At 34.4% G+C, this 18378-nt stretch carries 15 protein-coding genes and 1 other RNA gene; 12 read left to right on the plus strand and 4 right to left on the minus strand.

All coding sequences use genetic code 11. The annotated features are described in order from the left end of the window. Positions 1-33 precede the first annotated feature (33 nt). Positions 34-3162, plus strand: a complete 3129-nt coding sequence (locus tag H1X92_RS02840; protein WP_180558752.1) for a calcium-binding protein — start codon at positions 34-36, stop codon at positions 3160-3162. Between the two features lie 394 nt (positions 3163-3556). Next, complete coding sequence (locus H1X92_RS02845; protein WP_180558753.1) at positions 3557-3775, plus strand: SIMPL domain-containing protein; 219 nt, start codon at positions 3557-3559, stop codon at positions 3773-3775. Here H1X92_RS02845 and H1X92_RS02850 read toward each other — a convergent pair. Beyond that, positions 3772-4689, minus strand: a complete 918-nt coding sequence (locus tag H1X92_RS02850; protein ID WP_180558841.1) for a LysR family transcriptional regulator ArgP — start codon at positions 4687-4689, stop codon at positions 3772-3774. The genes H1X92_RS02845 and H1X92_RS02850 overlap by 4 nt on opposite strands. Positions 4690-4832: 143 nt before the next feature. Here H1X92_RS02850 and rpiA point away from each other — a divergent pair, with 143 nt between their 5' ends. From rpiA to H1X92_RS02865, 3 genes are all read left to right on the plus strand, one after another. Next, entirely contained in the window at positions 4833-5501 is a 669-nt protein-coding gene (gene rpiA, locus H1X92_RS02855) for a ribose-5-phosphate isomerase RpiA (protein WP_180558754.1), read from the plus strand. 286 nt (positions 5502-5787) lie between these two features. Next, positions 5788-7029 carry a phosphoglycerate dehydrogenase gene (serA, locus tag H1X92_RS02860; protein WP_180558755.1) on the plus strand — a complete coding sequence of 414 codons (1242 nt, stop codon included), beginning with the start codon at positions 5788-5790 and terminating at the stop codon, positions 7027-7029. A gap of 227 nt (positions 7030-7256) precedes the next feature. Beyond that, positions 7257-8738 carry a hypothetical protein gene (locus tag H1X92_RS02865; protein WP_180558756.1) on the plus strand — a complete coding sequence of 494 codons (1482 nt, stop codon included), beginning with the start codon at positions 7257-7259 and terminating at the stop codon, positions 8736-8738. A gap of 58 nt (positions 8739-8796) precedes the next feature. On the opposite strand, the gene H1X92_RS02870 is transcribed toward H1X92_RS02865, so the two are convergent. The 3 genes from H1X92_RS02870 to zapA form a co-directional block, all read right to left on the minus strand. Further along, positions 8797-9387, minus strand: a complete 591-nt coding sequence (locus H1X92_RS02870) for a 5-formyltetrahydrofolate cyclo-ligase (protein ID WP_180558757.1) — start codon at positions 9385-9387, stop codon at positions 8797-8799. A gap of 129 nt (positions 9388-9516) precedes the next feature. Continuing rightward, positions 9517-9717: non-coding RNA, 6S RNA (gene ssrS / locus H1X92_RS02875), on the minus strand. A 96-nt stretch (positions 9718-9813) separates the two neighbouring features. Beyond that, positions 9814-10143, minus strand: a complete 330-nt coding sequence (gene zapA / locus H1X92_RS02880; protein WP_026821802.1) for a cell division protein ZapA — start codon at positions 10141-10143, stop codon at positions 9814-9816. 183 nt (positions 10144-10326) lie between these two features. On the opposite strand from zapA, the gene H1X92_RS02885 reads away from it, so the two are divergent. From H1X92_RS02885 to H1X92_RS02915, 7 genes are all read left to right on the plus strand, one after another. Next, positions 10327-10902: a YecA/YgfB family protein gene (locus H1X92_RS02885; RefSeq protein ID WP_180558758.1), complete on the plus strand. Its 576-nt coding sequence runs from the start codon at positions 10327-10329 to the stop codon at positions 10900-10902. A gap of 52 nt (positions 10903-10954) precedes the next feature. Then, positions 10955-12265 (plus strand): Xaa-Pro aminopeptidase, encoded by a 1311-nt coding sequence (gene pepP / locus H1X92_RS02890; protein ID WP_180558759.1) that lies wholly within the window; start codon positions 10955-10957, stop codon positions 12263-12265. Positions 12266-12283: 18 nt separating this feature from the next. Beyond that, the gene (gene ubiH, locus H1X92_RS02895; RefSeq protein WP_180558760.1) at positions 12284-13462 is read left to right on the plus strand and encodes a 2-octaprenyl-6-methoxyphenyl hydroxylase; all 1179 of its coding nucleotides are present in this window, start codon (positions 12284-12286) and stop codon (positions 13460-13462) included. Between the two features lie 25 nt (positions 13463-13487). Next, positions 13488-14723, plus strand: coding sequence for an FAD-dependent 2-octaprenylphenol hydroxylase (gene ubiI, locus H1X92_RS02900; protein WP_180558761.1), 1236 nt, complete (start codon positions 13488-13490; stop codon positions 14721-14723). Positions 14724-14934: 211 nt separating this feature from the next. Next, positions 14935-16035, plus strand: coding sequence for a glycine cleavage system aminomethyltransferase GcvT (gcvT, locus tag H1X92_RS02905; protein WP_180558762.1), 1101 nt, complete (start codon positions 14935-14937; stop codon positions 16033-16035). A 388-nt stretch (positions 16036-16423) separates the two neighbouring features. After that, entirely contained in the window at positions 16424-17281 is an 858-nt protein-coding gene (locus H1X92_RS02910; RefSeq protein ID WP_180558763.1) for a hypothetical protein, read from the plus strand. A gap of 92 nt (positions 17282-17373) precedes the next feature. Beyond that, on the plus strand, positions 17374-18210 hold the full coding sequence (locus H1X92_RS02915) for a hypothetical protein (protein WP_180558764.1): 837 nt from the start codon (positions 17374-17376) through the stop codon (positions 18208-18210). The last annotated feature ends 168 nt before the right edge of the window (positions 18211-18378 follow it).

Here is an 18378-nt window from a genome sequence, read left to right on the forward strand (position 1 = left end):
ATTGAAGAAAAGGTCAAGCTTACAGGATGGGAAGTGTTTGCGACAGGAATTAGCACCGCTTTTGGTGAACAACCACCCGCCAGTGTTCTTAACAAGTTACAAGCCTATAATGAAGAAGAAGGTTACCAGGAGTCACTATTACAACGCATTAAGAACCAAATTAGCATTTTTCGTACAGAAGGATATGGCCGAGCTCTGTATGTAAAAGAGCGTTATCAAATGGCAGAAGTGCCGCTGTTTAATATACGGGATATTGAATCAGGTTTGTGTTTGACAACTAAGGAGCAAGCAAAAGTATTAACCCTTGAAAAATTAAATGGTTCTAAAATACAAGTTTCTGCCCATGAACAAGCAACAGAAAATTACAATTACCTTGATATGTCCTTTTTGGCGGGCATTATAGACTATAAATCTTTAGATAATTCTTTCTTTACTTATCCAAAATACCGATTTACCGAAGATCAAGCTAGTAGAATTACCACGGCATATCCTGATAAATATTTAGCTGAATCTGTTGTAATAAAAAATTATGCCCCAGTAATGAGTTCAACAAGCAATGAAACTTTTATATTTGATCCAGAAAGAAAGGATTTAGATTTTTATCTGGCAGGAAAAAAAATAGAATCAATTTATTCTTATATTGAAAAAAATACGCAATTTATTTATTTAACCGATCATGAAGAAGTTAAATCCATTCCAGTTGATAGAAATCAGCTACTATATCAGTTGTCAGTGCCAGGAGAGAATGGGGGTATTATTTTTAACACGGCCAATGGTAATGATACCATTGTTGGTTTTAAACAGTATAAAAATAGATTTGAGATCTATAACGGTAATAAAATCTTTATCGGTGGCGAAAAAAATGACACTTTCATATTAAAGTTTGATGCACATTATCCGAATGAGACTCGTTATTTAGATGGACATGCAGGTAGTAATTCTATAATTATTAATCAATTACCTGTAATTAAATCTAATTCTAATGTTGATACAGAAAAAAATAGTACTAATTTACAGGGGGTTGATAAGGATAGATTTACCAGACAGGATGGTGTATTGATCAATTTAGAACAAGAAAAGATCTGGATAATTGATGATCACCAGTATGCTGTTAATAGTTATGATAATGAAAAATCCTCTTCATTTATGCAATCGCAGTTGCTTGCTACCATCAAAAACATGGAAAATGTAACCGTAGTAGCTAATAGTGCCGATATTATTGTTGGTGATGCGCGGGATAATGTTTTAGATGGTAACCTGGGTAATGATAGATTGTATGGCGGTAAAGGTAATGATACTTTAATTTTAACTCAAGGTATTGCTGATGGTGGTGAAGGTCATGATGTTTATCGCATTAAGCGCTATAACTGGCAAGATCATATTGAGATATTTGCTGATGATAATTTGAAATATCAGCATTGGGATCCAATAAAAGGCGCTTTTGTTTTTGCTGATACGAGCAGTAGTGAACAAATTGCATCTGCATCTGCGACCAATTCAACGTTTCGTTTTAACAATGGCTATTCTTATAATGCACATATTGTCATTGATGACAGTTATCGAAATACTAATCAACAGAGTGTGGTTTACCTGGATTATGATATTAATGAAATAAAATCAGTTTCCAGATCGGGCAACGATATTGTTATTGAAATTGAGATTATCAATAACGCCAAATTTATTAAAAATAACATAATAAGCCATATCGCAATAAGATTAAAAAACGTTTATGCGCAGGATGAAAAAGGCAACTATTTTACTAATCATGAATATAATGTGAAATGTCAAAATAGCTTTTTACTATCACCTATATTAGTTTCAAAAAAAGATAAAAATAAAAATCCAACTGAATATTTTAAAGCTGCATATGTCAGACCAAAATATCCCAATGAAGGAAATGTCTATACCAATGATGTTGAAGTTAATTTTGCGCACAATAGTTTTAAGGTTTTTAGCAAAGATATCTATAAAATGCCTACTGGTATTAAAGTCATGGCAAAATTTTTAACATCAAATGGGATGACTATTATTGGGGATAACGATGATCAGATTATTGCTTTGGCTCCACAGTATTATATTTATGTTTCAAAAGGTAATGACTTCTATCTTATTAAGAGCATGACATTAAAAAATTTGCCTGACGTTGATACTACTTTTACTCTTAATGAAGATATCATTTTTGATTTTAGCAAAGTAAAAAATAGTTTGGATAGTAAAGATAAGATTATTATTACAATACTAGAATATAGTGGCTATGATTTTGAGTTTGAGGGTAATTGTCTTATTCATAAAGATAAAGTTGGCAAAATTGCTAATATTGTTTTTAAGGATATGCCTGACAATGAAATTATAAATATCCTGCTACAGGATAAAAATCAGCAACGTTTTATGATGTCATTAAAAAAGGGCGAAAATAAAATTGTTCCAATGACTGTAATTAAAGAACCTACGTCGGGTCATGATATAATTGAGTTGCCAGTTGGTTATCGCTTGAATGAAAATCGATTAGATACTATGGCAGGTGATGATATTATTACTGATTTAAGTGGACGCGATAATATAATTAAAGCTGGCCCTGGAGATGATATGGTGACAGTGATAAATGGCAATAATATTATTGATACTGGAATAGGGGATGATATTGTTGCTACCGCAAAGGATAATAATATTATTTTACCAGGTGAAGGGAATGATATTGTTAATAGTGGTATAGGTGATGATACTATTATTACTACTAATGGATATGATGAGATTAATGGTGGTAAAGGGAACAATGCAATATTTAATAATCATCAAGTTGGGCATGTAACTATTAATCATGCTGGTGGTACAGATACGATTTACATTCAAAATTTTGATCACTATTTTTCTGATGATAATATACGATTATATATAACAGATAACCAACAAGATTATTTTATTAAATCAAGAGATAACAAATCTAGTATTACTATTAAAAATGCAGTGGCAAATGATGATAAAATAAAAGTTTATGGAGGAATAAATAATGGTAAATATCTGGATAGTGATAGCATAAATATCTTGATCGATAAGCTATCAGCTTTTAATAAAGGAAAAGACAGAGCATCATTAAATTTGATTGATTTTATTAACAATGGCGATGAGCAAAATATTTTTGTGACATCGCAGTATAATTATTAAATAAAATTAACTCTTTTTATAATATGATTAAAGCAAAGAAATACTTTCTTTGCTTTTTACTATTTTTTGATTAATTATAATAAAATATAAATTAATTTTTTTGTACAGTATGATTAAATATTTTTTACTAATATTAAACATAATAATTTATTATTTAAATTAAGTATATTTATTATATTACAATAATTTTTAATTAATTTTAATTTTTTTATTGAAATAATTTACTAGCTAGTTTAACAATAAATAAAAATAGCTCATATAATAAATAAAAGAAAAACTATTAAAATTTAAGTTTTTCATTGAAATAGAATTTAACTGATGCTCTATCTCTGAAATATTTAACTCAAAGTAGGTGTTCAAATTAGTATAAAGTATGTAATTAGGCATTGACAATGTGCAAACGAAGGCGTTAGCAGCAGGATTTAATGTTAAATTAGGTAAAGATTATAGTATTAATTACCGGACACGTGATGCAACCCCTCACCCAATGCCAAAAATGAAGGCGATGACGCAAATGGAGGCTGCCGCTGCCAGTGATAGCAATCAAACTTATGAACGACAGAGTATTGACTTTACCGATCAAATTGACGTTGTTTTTGAATTGAAACGTTAATTATTGTTTTCTACATTATTATCTTCTTGTTTTAATATCTGGCGTCCGGTTATTACTAGGGCGTCAGTCACTTTCTTCATTGTCCTGCTTTCGGGTGAAAAGCGGTGCCAGTATAGCATTCTACGCTGACATAGACCGGGAGTAAGATCGACTAGTTGACCTGAGTTCAATTCATTAATAATTTGTAAATGCGGGATCATACAACAAGTTGAACCTTGCTTAGCAAGTTGAACAAAGGCCTCTGATGAGTTAACAATATGGCAAGGAACACTACCCGGCGATAGGTTAAAATTCTGTTGAACAAAAGCTTGATGCATATCATCCAGATGATCAAAGGCAACAGCCGGCGCTCTTAAAAGTGCGCTTTTTGTCACGCCGGTAGGGAAATAACGCTCCGCAAATGTGGGCGACGCAACAAATAAATAATCTAGTGCACCCAGTTTATCTACCAGACAGCCAGGCAAAGGTTCTGATTGAATACTAATCGCGCCAACGACTTCTCCTCTACGTAACAGCTCCTGCGTCCGGGTTTCATCTTCGACTTGAATATTAAGGCGGATAGGCGTGTCATGTAGTACTGGATTGAGCGCGGGCAGAAACCAGGTTGCTAAACTATCAGCATTTACTGCCACTGATAGCAACAACGGAGTAGCTCCACTGCTTTCGTCACCAAGCCATTGCTCTTCCAATAATTCAACTTGATGTAACAGAGCAAGTAGTTTTTGTCCTTGCTCAGTCGGTTGAGGAGGGAGCGTTCTTACCAATAATGGCTGACCAAATAGATTTTCAAGCTGCTTAATTCTTTGAGAAACGGCAGATTGAGTGATACATAGCTTTTGCGCTGCGCGCTCAAAGCCACGTTCACGGATCACGGTATCCAATGCTTGTAGTGCTCGATAGTCAGGACGTTTAATCACGAAAAAATCTCTTTAAAATTCAATTCAGATGTTATTCTATATCTTACTATGCAATATTTTTCCAATCGAAAGCCGGGGAAATTTCGTTATACTAATTAATTAGTAGGTTTTAGCAATAAAAAATAATAAGGCAACTAATTATGACACAGGATGAATTAAAAAAAATGGTTGGCTGGGCCGCTGTGGAATATATCAAAGCCGATATGGTGGTTGGTGTTGGTACAGGCTCTACCGTTGCACATTTCATTGATAGCTTAGCGACACAAAAGCATTTAATCAAAGGTGCAGTCTCTAGTTCAGTTGCTTCTACAGACAAATTAAGCGCGTTAGATATTCCCATTCTTGATAGTAATGATGTGGATGGTGTTGATATTTATATTGATGGCGCTGATGAATTTAATCCAGATTTAATGATGATCAAAGGTGGTGGAGCGGCTTTAACGCGTGAAAAAGTTATTGCTGCAATGGCTAAGCAATTTATCGCTATCGCGGATAAATCTAAGCAGGTTGATATTTTAGGTGAATTTCCATTACCCGTTGAAGTAATTCCGATGGCACGTGCTTACGTCGCTCGTCAATTAGTAAAATTAGGTGGTCTGCCAGAATATCGGCAAAATGTGGTTACGGATAATGGTAATGTTATTCTTGATGTTCACAATCTAAAGATCCTCGATCCAATTGAGCTAGAAAATAAAATTAATGCAATTGCCGGTGTTGTTACGGTAGGCTTATTTGCTAATCGCGCGGCGGATATTGTTTTGCTGGCAACGCCAACTGGAGTAGAAAAATTGACGGCTAAAAACCTATAGTTTGCTGGTTTTTAAAACCCTGAACGGTTATTGAGGCAGTATTTATTGCCTCGATTAAATTTAAATTTTTTTACTATCAAATTTAGTGAGTTATATCATTATAATTGTTTTAATATGATGAAAATCTTACTTTTGCCTGGTTAGTTTCCTCTTTGTTCGTTATAGCGTTTTTATTGAGATGAGTTTTGTTGTTTGCATAAACGATAGTGTTGCTACTGAAAAAATTTTTGTTATGGCGGTATGAAAAATCGGTGATAGCCGCAATCTTAATGATAGGATGGGGTAGATGGTTAATGTATCTTTACAAAAACAGAAAATTAAATTTTTGCTTTTAGAGGGAGTGCATCAAAGTGCAATTAATAATCTGCGGGCAGCAGGTTATGAAAATATTGAATACCATGAAGGTGCATTATCAACAGAAGAATTAATCGCAGTGATGCCTGATGTCCATTTTATCGGTATTCGCTCTCGCACTTATCTTAGCGAAAAAGTTTTGGCCGCAGCGGAAAAATTAATTGCAATCGGTTGCTTTTGCATTGGTACCAATCAAGTTGATATTCAAGCTGCGGCTAAGCGGGGCATCCCGGTTTTTAATGCTCCTTTTTCCAACACTCGCTCAGTGGCAGAAATGGTACTTGGCGAATTATTATTACTTTTGCGTCGTATTCCAGAAGCGAGTATGAAAGCGCATCGTGGAATATGGAATAAACAAGCCAAAGGAAGCTACGAAGCACGAGGTAAGAAATTAGGTATCATTGGTTATGGTCATATTGGTACTCAATTAGGTATCTTAGCTGAAAATATAGGAATGCATGTTTATTTCTATGATATTGAAAATAAGTTACCGCTAGGTAACGCTTGCCAAGTTCCTACTATGACCGAATTACTCAATATGAGTGATGTAATTAGCTTACATGTTCCTGAAACAGCAACTACTAAGAATATGTTTGCCAAAGAACAACTGACGTTGATGAAACCCGGCGCGATTTTGATCAATGCTTCACGTGGTAGCGTAGTTGATATTCCGGCATTAAGTGAGGCATTGAAAAGTCAGCATATTTCTGGTGCGGCAATTGATGTCTTTCCTAAAGAACCAGCCAGTAATGGTGATCCTTTTAGCTCGCCGTTAATTGGATTTGATAATGTAATTTTAACGCCTCATATTGGTGGTTCTACCCAAGAAGCACAGGAGAATATTGGTCATGAAGTGGCTAGTAAGTTAGCAAAATATTCTGATAATGGCTCTACTTTATCGGCGGTCAATTTTCCTGAGGTTTCATTACCTATCCATACAGAAGAGACTAATCGTTTATTACATATTCATGAAAATCGTCCAGGAATGTTAAATCGTATTAATCAGATCTTTATGGAAGACGAAATTAATATAGCGGCACAATATTTGCAAACTAGGGGGAATATTGGTTATGTTGTGATTGATATTACAAGTCAACCGGAAAAAATAGCAAAAGCCTTATTACAAAAATTAAAATCTTTACCTGGTACTATTCGCACACGTCTGCTTTATTAATAAATTATACTTATTTATTTTTCTAATAGACGGCCCGTTAAAGCGGGCTGGTTTTATTTGTTTTTATTAATATATTTAATTTAACTTATTTAATTTAGCAATATGAAATATAACTAATTAGTACTATTTTATAATAAAAAAGTATTTATTATTGGTTTAATTCGAATTTGAATTTATTTAAAATTTCATCTAATTAACTTGGAAGGATATATTTTAAGGAAGCTATTATGTCAATTAATGGAATTAAAAATCCAGATGTTATTTTTTCTCAAAATAAACATATTTTTGAAGATTTTAATCAAAAAATAGCACTATTGAAAAAGAAGTATTTTAGATTAGATTTAACTGATAAGCGGTTTCAAATTGATGAAGGAATATGTTATGGCTTGTCTTTAATGTATATGTGCCAGTTTGCACAGGGTGGCTATGTGCAAGGTGATAAATTCTTGGAATCAATTAAAGAATTAAATCAGCTAAGTAATTTAGCCATTACACATGATATGGATGATTATGACAAAATCATTATTGAAGCTAAAAAACTACATGCTAATGCAAAAATTAATGATTTACTTAACGAAGCAATTTATTTGCATAATTTCATTAATAAATATGCATTACTTTATGCAACAAAATTGGTTAATTTAAGGCAAGTCATTAATCAAAATAATAAAGATATTATGGAGATTTGTATAGGTAGTAAGCATTTTACCAATAGAAACGATGTTAATTGTTTTATTGATAAATTTTATGCAGAAAGTATTAATCAAAATAATGAATTGGTTCAATTTAAATGGCATAGAGACATTTATGTAGAATGGCAGCGTATTTGTACAGCAGAAAATATTTTATCTATACAAGATATTCTTTTCAAATTTAAACAGGCAAAAGCAAATGTTATTAATTCATATTCTAAGGATATTGAATTTTTTCTGTCTAACTATAATATCGGATACGATAATATAACTGGAATAGAACGCTATTGTTTGCTAGAAGCTTCTTCACAATCTTTTGCTGATATATTGGATAGATTCCATGCTAATTCTGATGGTATTTATTTGAATATTGGCTTAAAAGCGCATTCAGTGATGCTAACAATTGAGAATGATGAGAATTATAAACCCATTTTTACTCTATTTGATTCAAATGCAGGGGTTTATCATTTTACCGATAAACAAAAATTAACTGAGTTTTTTAATCAGCTTGCTTCTATCTATGCAGTGGAAAAACAAGCCGATGGAAATTTCACTTTTGCCATGGGAAGTTTTGTTAAAAAGAGTCACCTAGCTCATCAACAAGATCATCAAAAAGAAAGACAGTTAAATCGTTTTTTGGTTAACAATAATGAAATCTCAATTATTGCTTTAGCTAAACTTATTGATAATCAAAACAAAATAAAAATTGATGAAAAAATATCATTAAAATTTATTGCGATAGATGAAAAAACGCAAACAACCCAGTTGGAAATTATTAACCATAAAAAAATTTTTAATAAAAAAATAAAATTAACTATCGATTGCCAGTCTGTGGATGAAATAAAGCATTTTATCCAACAGCATAAACAAGATTTGGATAAATATCAGGGTAAACGAATATATTTAAATAAAAGTAACGGCCATTATGATGTTTATCGTAATTCTTATGAAAAAAATATTGCTATTTTGCAACAGAATATTATCAAGGGAAAAAAACAGCCGATAAAAACCATTTAATCATAAAAAAACATATTATGATCTTGATATAATATGAGGATAATTCCTGTTAAATTATTTACCAGCACCATCTTTTTGATGGTGTGATAATTTCAGGTAATTGAATATCCCATGGTGCAGTGGGAATTTTATCAACCAATTGGCAATCATGAGCTAATCCAATTGGGAAAAAATTTTTTTTGCGCCAATTGAATAGCAACCTATCGTAAAATCCACCTCCCATACCTAACCGCTGGCCTTGTTTATCAAATGCCACTAATGGCACAAACAGAACATCTAATTGCGCTATTGGTATAACATCCATAACATTAAGGGTTGGCTCTGCAATATTAAAGCGGTTTTTTATCAGTAAAGTGTCAGGACGATATTGTAGAAACAGTAACTGATAGCGATTAAAGGGATGTAAAACCGGTAGGTAAACTTTTTTGTTTTGGGCCCAGAGATTTTTAATTAATGGAGCAGTATTGATTTCGCCATCATATGAAAGAAATAACCCCAGATGGGAGGCAGATCGTATAAGTTCGTGCGCTAACGCAAGCTGAGTTATTTTATCTGCCGCACTATGTTGTTGTTCGCATGTTAATTGTCGACGATATTGTCGTACTGTTTGCCGGATAATTTTCTGCCGTTTTTGTAAGTTATTAGACATAAAATTGGGGATTATCTATCTAGCCGAATAAAATAATAGGATCATTTATTGTCGTATCATTCAGGTTTTGTATACGGAAGTTTAGTATATTTGGATGGTAAAATTATGAGTATAGTAGTATAACAATTGAGGACCTCCAAGATGCCGTTGCGGGCTGTAACCCTTGAACCCGGGGTTCAAGGTGAACGTAGCATCGTTAACTTTAGGCTTCCTGGTGGCTAGGTTCTCCCTAGCTGACCAGGCATGCACACCATAAACAGATATCCACATTCGAAGTGTTTGAAATATCGGCTCAGGGGACTCACCCGCTGACGAGCATCTCAGAGAATTCTAAACTATATCTTAGTCTCTATTGTATTAAAGTAAATACAGAAAGCAACCTATTCTTACTCTATTTTGGTACTAATGTTGTTTTGTTCACCTTTTTTATTCTAACGGAGTAATTGTTCGTCCAGTAATGCGCGCTTGCTCTTGTAATGCCTGTTCAATTGTATGTTGCAATACGCGGATTTTTTGTTCCATATTATCAGTGTAGTCCTGTGTTTTGATTTTTTCTTGCGCAAGTTCATGGCAAATGTTCAAAGCGACGATAAAAATAAGTTGTTCGGTATTTGTAACGCCAGTTCGATTTTTGAGATCTTTTAGCCGTTGCTCAAGCTCAGCCGCCGACGATTTTAAGGCATCTTGTTGTTCTTTTGGGCAATTAACCCTTAATGTTCGTCCTAAAATTTGAATATCAACAGGTTGTGCAGACATTATACCTTCCTGATTATGTGGGGAGACGAAATATGGTGGTAGCATTTCGCTGCCCATAATTCTATTGATGCTATTAAAATAATTATGATTAATATATGTGCAATTTGTGCACTTATCTAGTATAGCGACCGTCCTTGATGGTAGCATATTACATATCAATATTATTAACGTAACTGAGCAGACATGCCAATACAGAAATCTTTACCTAATTATCAAACTCTTGAGCTACTATTGCAACAACAGAATGTTGCTTTAACAGCCGCAGAAATGCACGGCTTAATTACAGGCCTAATTTGTGGAGGTAATCACGATTATAACTGGAAAAAGTCGATTTATGAACTAACCAATGATGGATTAGCTTTTTCACAGATATTGACTAACCCACTACGTGAACTTTATGACTTTACACTTACCTCTTTAGATAAAAATGATTTTATTTTTAATTTGTTGTTACCTGAAGATGGTAAGGTGTTTGAGCAGGCTGATGCTTTAGCCGGTTGGGTTAACCATTTTTTATTAGGCTTGGGTGTTACGCAACCAAAGTTAATGGAAAAAAAAGAACTAAAAGAACTTGTTACGGATTTACGTAATATTGGTATGTTGGGTTATGACAAAAATGACGATCAAAATGAGTTAGAACAGGCTTTGGAAGAGATCATTGAGTATGTTAAGGTCGCAGTTCAGCTCTGTTTTATTGCCTTTATGGAGGTAAAAGTTCGGCGAATGAAAGCAAAAAAAAATAAACCAACATTACATTGATAAGCATAATATTCTAACCTATTTCATTGCTTAATCATTTGCAGGAGAAGGCATGATTCAACAACCATTTATTTCTCGTCGCCACAGGCTATTAAAAAAAATGGCACCTGCCAGTGCAGCGATTTTTTTTGCCGCTCCGTCTGTTTTGCGCAATGCAGATTGTGAATATCCTTATCGGCAACACAGTGATTTTCTCTATTTAACTGGTTTTAGTGAACCTGAAGCTGTATTGGTTATCATTAAATATAATAAAACCTCTAGTGAGAGCATACTTTTTAATCGTGTGCGCGATCAAGCGATGGAAACCTGGTTTGGTCGTCGTTTAGGACAGCAAGCTGCGATGACAGAACTGGGCGTAGATCAGGCATTACCTTTCGCTGAAATTGATCAACAACTTTATCAATTATTAAACGGTTTAGCTGTTGTTTATCATGCTCAGGGTGAATTTGCCTATGCAGATCGGATTGTTGCTGCTGCACTTAATCGGTTAAGGCAAGGTAGTCGGCAAAAATTAAAAGCCCCATCTACGCAAATTGACTGGCGGCCAATGTTGCACGAAATGCGATTATTTAAATCCCCTGAAGAGCTTGCTTTAATGCGTAAAGCTAGCAAAATTTCTGCTGATGCACACCTTAAAGCGATGCAAACCTGCCAGCCTGATATATATGAATATCAGTTAGCTGCAGAAATCGAATATCAGTTTGCCAGTCAAGGAGCAAAATCGCCTGCTTATACTACCATTGTAGGCAGCGGGGAAAATGCCTGTATTTTGCATTACACCGAAAATGATACAGTGATGAAAGCGGGCGATTTAGTCCTGGTTGATGCCGGCGCCGAATATCAAGGTTATTCCAGTGATATTACTCGTACCTATCCAGTCAATGGTAAATTTAGTCAACCCCAGCGTGAAATTTATGACATTGTCTTAATGGCACTAAACACTGCTTTAGCCTTATATCGACCAGGGATCACAATTCATCAAGTGATGACGGCGGTGATAAAAATAAAGATCGCAGGCTTAATTAAGTTGGGTCTTTTGCAAGGTGAGGTAGACAAACTCATCGAAAGTAAAGCGCACCTGCATTTTTTTATGCATGGTTTAAGTCATTGGTTAGGGCTTGATGTCCATGATGTTGGTGATTATGGTAGCAATCGCAATCGCCCGTTAGAGCCGGGTATGGTATTGACCGTTGAACCTGGGCTTTATATTGCACCGGATGCTAATGTACCCGAAGCTTATCGAGGAATTGGTATCCGCATTGAAGACGATATTGTGATCACTGAAGAGGGGAATGAAAACCTGACAGCGGCTGTTATTAAGGATCCTGATGAGATAGAGGCACTGATGGCTGGAGCAAAGTAGGTTGGGAGATATGAAACGATGAAAGTGATTATTGTTGGCGGAGGTATGACCGGCGCATCCTTAGCACTTGCTATTTCGGCTTTCAGTCAGGGAAAAGTTCAAGTTGCATTAATTGAAGCAAGCTTACCGAATAAATCACATCCTGGTTTTGATGCTAGAACAATTGCATTGGCTTATGACACTTGTCGTCAGTTTGAGCAAATTGGTATTTGGCACGGGTTAAAAAAGTATGTAACGCCAATTACCCATATTCATGTTTCAGAATATGGCCATGCTGGAGCAGTGAATATGTATGCCAAAGACTATTCTCTGTCTGCACTTGGTTATGTGGTTGAATTACATGATGCGGGAAATCACTTATTTGAGCAGCTGGAAAAAGCGCCAAATATTGAGTTATATTGCCCTGATGAAGTCATCTCTGTTGAGCGCACGATTGAGCAGGTATCAGTTAAATTAAAGACGGGTAAAGTTTTAACCGGACAGTTATTAGTTGCGGCTGATGGCAGCGATTCAATGATTGGTAAAGCCAGTCAAATTGAATGGCAGCGAGACTCATACCAACAGTGTGCAATTATTGCTAATGTTTTGACTAGCGAAGCGCCACACGGCCGAGCTTTTGAGCGTTTTACCCAATATGGCCCGCTGGCAATGTTACCTATGACTAAAGGGCGTAGTTCATTGGTTTGGTGTCATCCGTTGGAAAACCAGCAGCATATTATGCAATGGAGTAATGACCAATTTATGGCCGAATTACAAAAATGGTTTGGCTGGCGGTTAGGTGAAATTAAGGCTGTTAGCGAGCGTTACTGTTTTCCATTGACACTTTCTCAAGCAAAAAGAGTTATAAGTCATCGATTAGTCTTGGTTGGCAATGCGGCACAAACTTTACATCCTATTGCCGGTCAGGGGTTTAATCTGGCTATGCGCGATGTCATGCTCCTTGCCACTATAATTAGTGGAGTAGGCAATTATGGTGGTGATATGGGGGCTTATTCAGTTCTTAGTCAGTATCAAAAGCATCGTTGTAATGATAGACATTGCACCATAAAGTTAACTGATAATCTGGTTCATTTATTTTCAAATAATCATTTGATTTTTGCTATCGGCCGTAATGTTGGATTAATGGCAATGGAGACTCTACCACTTATGCGTGACATTTTAGCCCACCAAGCAATGGGGCGATCGTTTCATCTCTAGCTATTTAACAAGGAATATTTTAACTATGCAATCGTTTGATGTGGTTATTGTGGGTGGTGGTATGGTTGGCCTCGCTCTAGCTTGTGGATTACGGGGTTGTGGTATGAGAATTGCCATTATTGAAAATTCTCCCCCACAACATCAATTTGATGCGCAACAGGCGCCTTCACTTAGAGTGTCTGCTATTAATGCAGCGAGTCAGAAATTACTCGAACATTTAGGTGTTTGGCAGGCAATTGTGCAAAAACGAGTTGGTCGTTATCAGCACATGGAGGTTTGGCAGCAGGATAGCTTTGGTCATATTCAATTTGATGCCAAGGAGCATTATTTAACCGGTCTCGGACATATCATTGAAAATTCGATTATTCGTGGAACTTTATGGCAACAGGCTCAATCAAGCACAGATATTACCTTATTAACAGAAAATAGGTTGAAAAAAATTGTTTGGGGTGAGAATGAAGTATTTATGACTGTTGATAATGAGCAGATGCTGACTGCAAGGTTAGTTGTTGGTGCGGATGGTGCTAAATCATGGCTAAGGGAACAAGCGGATATTCCACTTAGCTTTTGGGACTATGAACATACGGCATTAGTCGCCACCATTCGAACTGAGCTGCCCCATATGCATACTGCTCGTCAATCTTTTCATAGCGATAGCATTTTAGCTTTTTTACCGTTATACGATCCTCATCTTTGCTCAATCGTTTGGTCTTTGCCGGCAATGCAAGCGCATAGACGCCTGGATTTAGAAGTGTCTACCTTTGAAAAAGAGTTAAGCGTAGCTTTAGATATGCGCCTCGGTTTTTGTCAGTTAATCAGTGAACGTCAAATTTTTCCACTTATAGGCCAGTATGCACGAAATTTTGCCGGTCAACGTATCGCTTTAATAGGTGATGCAGCCCACACCATCCACCCTTTAGCAGGGCAAGGAGTAAATTTAGGCTTGATGGATGTTGCTGAATTGATTGGGCAATTACGACGTTTGAATACCGCAGGTAAAGATATCGGCCAGTATCTTTATTTACAAAGTTATGAACGTAAACGTAAATATAGTGCCGTATTGATGTTGGCTAGTATGCAGGGGTTGCGCCAATTATTTGATGGCAATAACCCAATCAAAAAAATGGTTCGTGATGTTGGATTACTGTTGACTAATACAGTGCCAGGCATAAAACCAAAGTTGCTAAGTTATGCGTTAGGATCACATGATATGCCTGAATGGTTAGCAAAGGTCACAACCAACTCCGCAGAAATAGTGTAACTTATCACTGCATTGCGCTTAATCTATCGTTTTACAGGAAATAACGCTGTCGGCTTGAAATAGTTGTTTCAATTAATTTGATTTAGCAACTTTGCTTATTTTTTTGCCATGTCGCAACTCTGTTTTTAAAATTAATATGTTACATCTATGCATAGGTATTTTGATTTAACAACTTAGTTTGCCTATACCTATTAATGAGGTATATAGAACAATGACGGTAAAACAGACTTCATTATATGATCAGCATTTGGCCTGCAATGCAACTATGATTGATTTTCATGGTTGGAGGATGCCATTGCATTATGGTTCACAAATCGCTGAACACCATGCTGTTCGTACCGCTGCTGGCATGTTTGATATTTCTTACCAGACAATTATTGATCTACATGGTGAACAGTGCCGAGATTTTCTACGTTATTTATTAGCCAATGATGTAGCAAAACTGAAGCAGACTGGTGAAGCGCTTTATACTGGTATGTTAAATGCTTCTGGCGGCGTGATCGATGATTTAGTTGTCTACTATTTTGATGATGACTACTATCGCTTAATTGCCAATTCTGCCACCCGGCAAAAAGACTTAGCTTGGATCAATGAGCATATTAAAAATTATTTAATTGATGTGCAGGTACGTGATGATCTGGCATTTATTGCTATTCAAGGGCCAGATGCGCAACTGAAAGTGCAATCTCTGCTTAATGAACAACAGAAAAGCGCAGTTATTAATATGCCACTCTTTTATGGTAAACAAATCGATGATTGGTTTATTACTACCGGAGGTTATACCGGTGAATTAGGTTATGAGATAGCACTGCCGAAAGAGCAAGCTGTCAATTTTTGGCAAAAATTACTTGATTTAGATATTAAACCGGCAGGATTGGCAACGCGTGATACTCTTCGTCTAGAAGCTGGAATGAATTTTTATGGACAAGAAATGAGTGAATTGGTATCACCACTGGCTGCTAATATGGAATGGACAATTGCTTGGCAGCCGGAAGAGCGCTATTTTATCGGCCGAGAGGCATTAGAAAGGCAACGTCAGGTAGGCACAGAAAAATTGGTTGGTTTAGTAATGCGTGATAGAGGGACATTACAAGCCGATTTACCCGTTCGTTTTACAGATCCAGCAGGCAAGTTGTGTGAAGGGATCATTACCAGTGGCACTTTTTCGCCAACTTTGGGCTTAAGTATTGCTTTAGCACGAGTACCATTGAATATTGGCATGCAAGCGGTTGTGCAAATAAAAAAACATGAGAAGTCAGTGCAGGTTGTAAAACCTAGCTTTGTTCGTTATGGAAAAGCATTAATTAACTAAAGTTATTTAATTATATTTTTTACGTTTATTTTATTAAAAAATTAGTGGGTTAATAATAAAACGACAATGAACATAATTAAATAGATACTACTTTAATCAGTTATTTTTATTTAATAAAACCATATATCATTAATGACAATTGTTATTGATTACAATGTTATTATTCGTGATAAAATGCAAATTAAAATAAACAGCAAAATAAAATATGATGTTGGGGTGAACAGCGTATTGAGTTTTTATAGCAACTGTATGGTAATTGTTTTATTTATTTATTTATTTATTTATTTATTTATTTATTTAAATTTAAATGGTTGTATTAGGTTATTTTTACCAGTTTAAAATAAATATTATTTATATTAAATTTTTTATTATTAAATATGGAGTGTTTATGAATGAAATAAATATGGAAGAGCAATATGAAAAACTAATTGATTGGATCAAATCGTTAAGACCAGTATCCGCATCATTAAACCAAGACTATTATAGTGACTCAAAAATTACAGTATCTACAGGGGATGTTATTGGCGCTCATCAAGATAAAGATTTGATAATTGCTCAACAGCTTAATGAAATGAATCGAGATGGAAAATCAAAGGATATTACTGCCGAAAAATTGGCGGAATCGCCAGCTAATGGTCTGGCTATTATAAGTACCATTGCAATGGGTGGCGTTGGTTATGAACCACAAAAAGCTATTATGTTGGGTAATTCCGAAGCATATATAACATATGCCGAAGAAATGAAAAAAAATGTGCTAATGATGGTAGAAGAAGATAAATTACTTGATCTTAATTATCGAGAAGAGAATTATGATGATCTCATTGATAAGATTGTGGATATATATGATAGTATTACTGGTGCTGATAAGCAGAAAATTAAAAATTCTGTTACTCAGTTAGCTAAAGCTGCATTATCTTATTCTGAACAAAAAAATAACAGTGTATTATTTACCCAAGGTGTTATCGCATCGGCAAATAAAGATGATGTGAAATTTTATATAAATTCTTCGCATATTCTATTTGAAAGACAGACAGGCAAAACTAAAAGTGAACCTACGGATAAATATGTTTCTCGTATACAAATAAAAAATCTGGTGCTAAAAATGCATACTTTTATTTATGACAAAAAAATTGCGGAAATTTTACTGGATACGACTAGAAGTGATTTAGATGAATGGATAAGAAAAATGAAAACAAAAGCAAAGGATAATAAAAAAGCAATGAACTATTGTTTTGGAAATAAATAATAACTATTACCTTTTCTTATTTTTATTTACTGTTTAAGCATAAAAGTTAACTATTTTTGACCATATTACATCCTAATATAAAAGGATATTTTATGAAGCTATTTAAAGATAAAAATTTATATTCAATTCTGAGTGGAGCATATAATTCTATTCTTAATAACTATATAATTAAAAACGAAAATTCAAAATCAGATTTAGTTACTAGTGGAGCAATTGCCATTGGTAATGATATAGAAAGGGTATTAGCAGAAGAAGATTTATTAAAAGAGATGCATAGTAATAATGAAGTAGAAAAATTATTATCAAAACTTACTGATAATCCACAACACTTTGTAACATCTTATCTCTCTTTTATTAAAGAAATCTGTGATTGGGATCCGCTGGATCCAGATAAAAAAAATAATGATGAAAATTATCATAAGTATCTTTCCATACTCTTATCTAGTAGCATGTTTCTAGTCGAAACTTCATCTAATTATAAAATTTATTATGATAATAATAATTATAAAGATATATTAGAAAAATTATTACAGCAATATCAAAATATATCAGAGCAAGAAAAACAATATATTAATTCATCATTAAAGACCCTGCTCAATCATTCTATTGCCAATACTACTGACAAAAATAACGGTATTTTGTTTACCCATACCGTATTAAGCTCAGAATCTAATGTTATCAGGTTATATTTATATTCAGCTGAAATAAAAATATGTTATGACGAAGAGGACAAAAAATATAAGCCTGTTGAGGAGTCAGAGCGGAAAATTGAGATAGCAAAAATAGAACTTAAATTTTTAAATTCTACCTTATCTCATGACGATCTAAAGCTAATTATTGGTTTTAGATTTATTGTTCTTTCTGATTGGTTGACACAGAATAATATGCTGCCTAAAAAAACAAATTATAAATCTTGTATTGATTGGTAATAGTGATGAAAAAATAATTAATATATTTATGATATAAAAAATAATTATCAATAAATCGGATGCTTATTATTAGGTAATTAATATAAATAATACTGGATATCAGGTTAAAGATATCTTTATAAGTAATTGATTGTTATTTACATTGTTAGATAATGTATCATTAGAACA

Origin of the sequence: Arsenophonus endosymbiont of Apis mellifera (assembly GCF_903968575.1) — a bacterium.
Lineage (GTDB): Bacteria > Pseudomonadota > Gammaproteobacteria > Enterobacterales > Enterobacteriaceae > Arsenophonus > Arsenophonus apicola.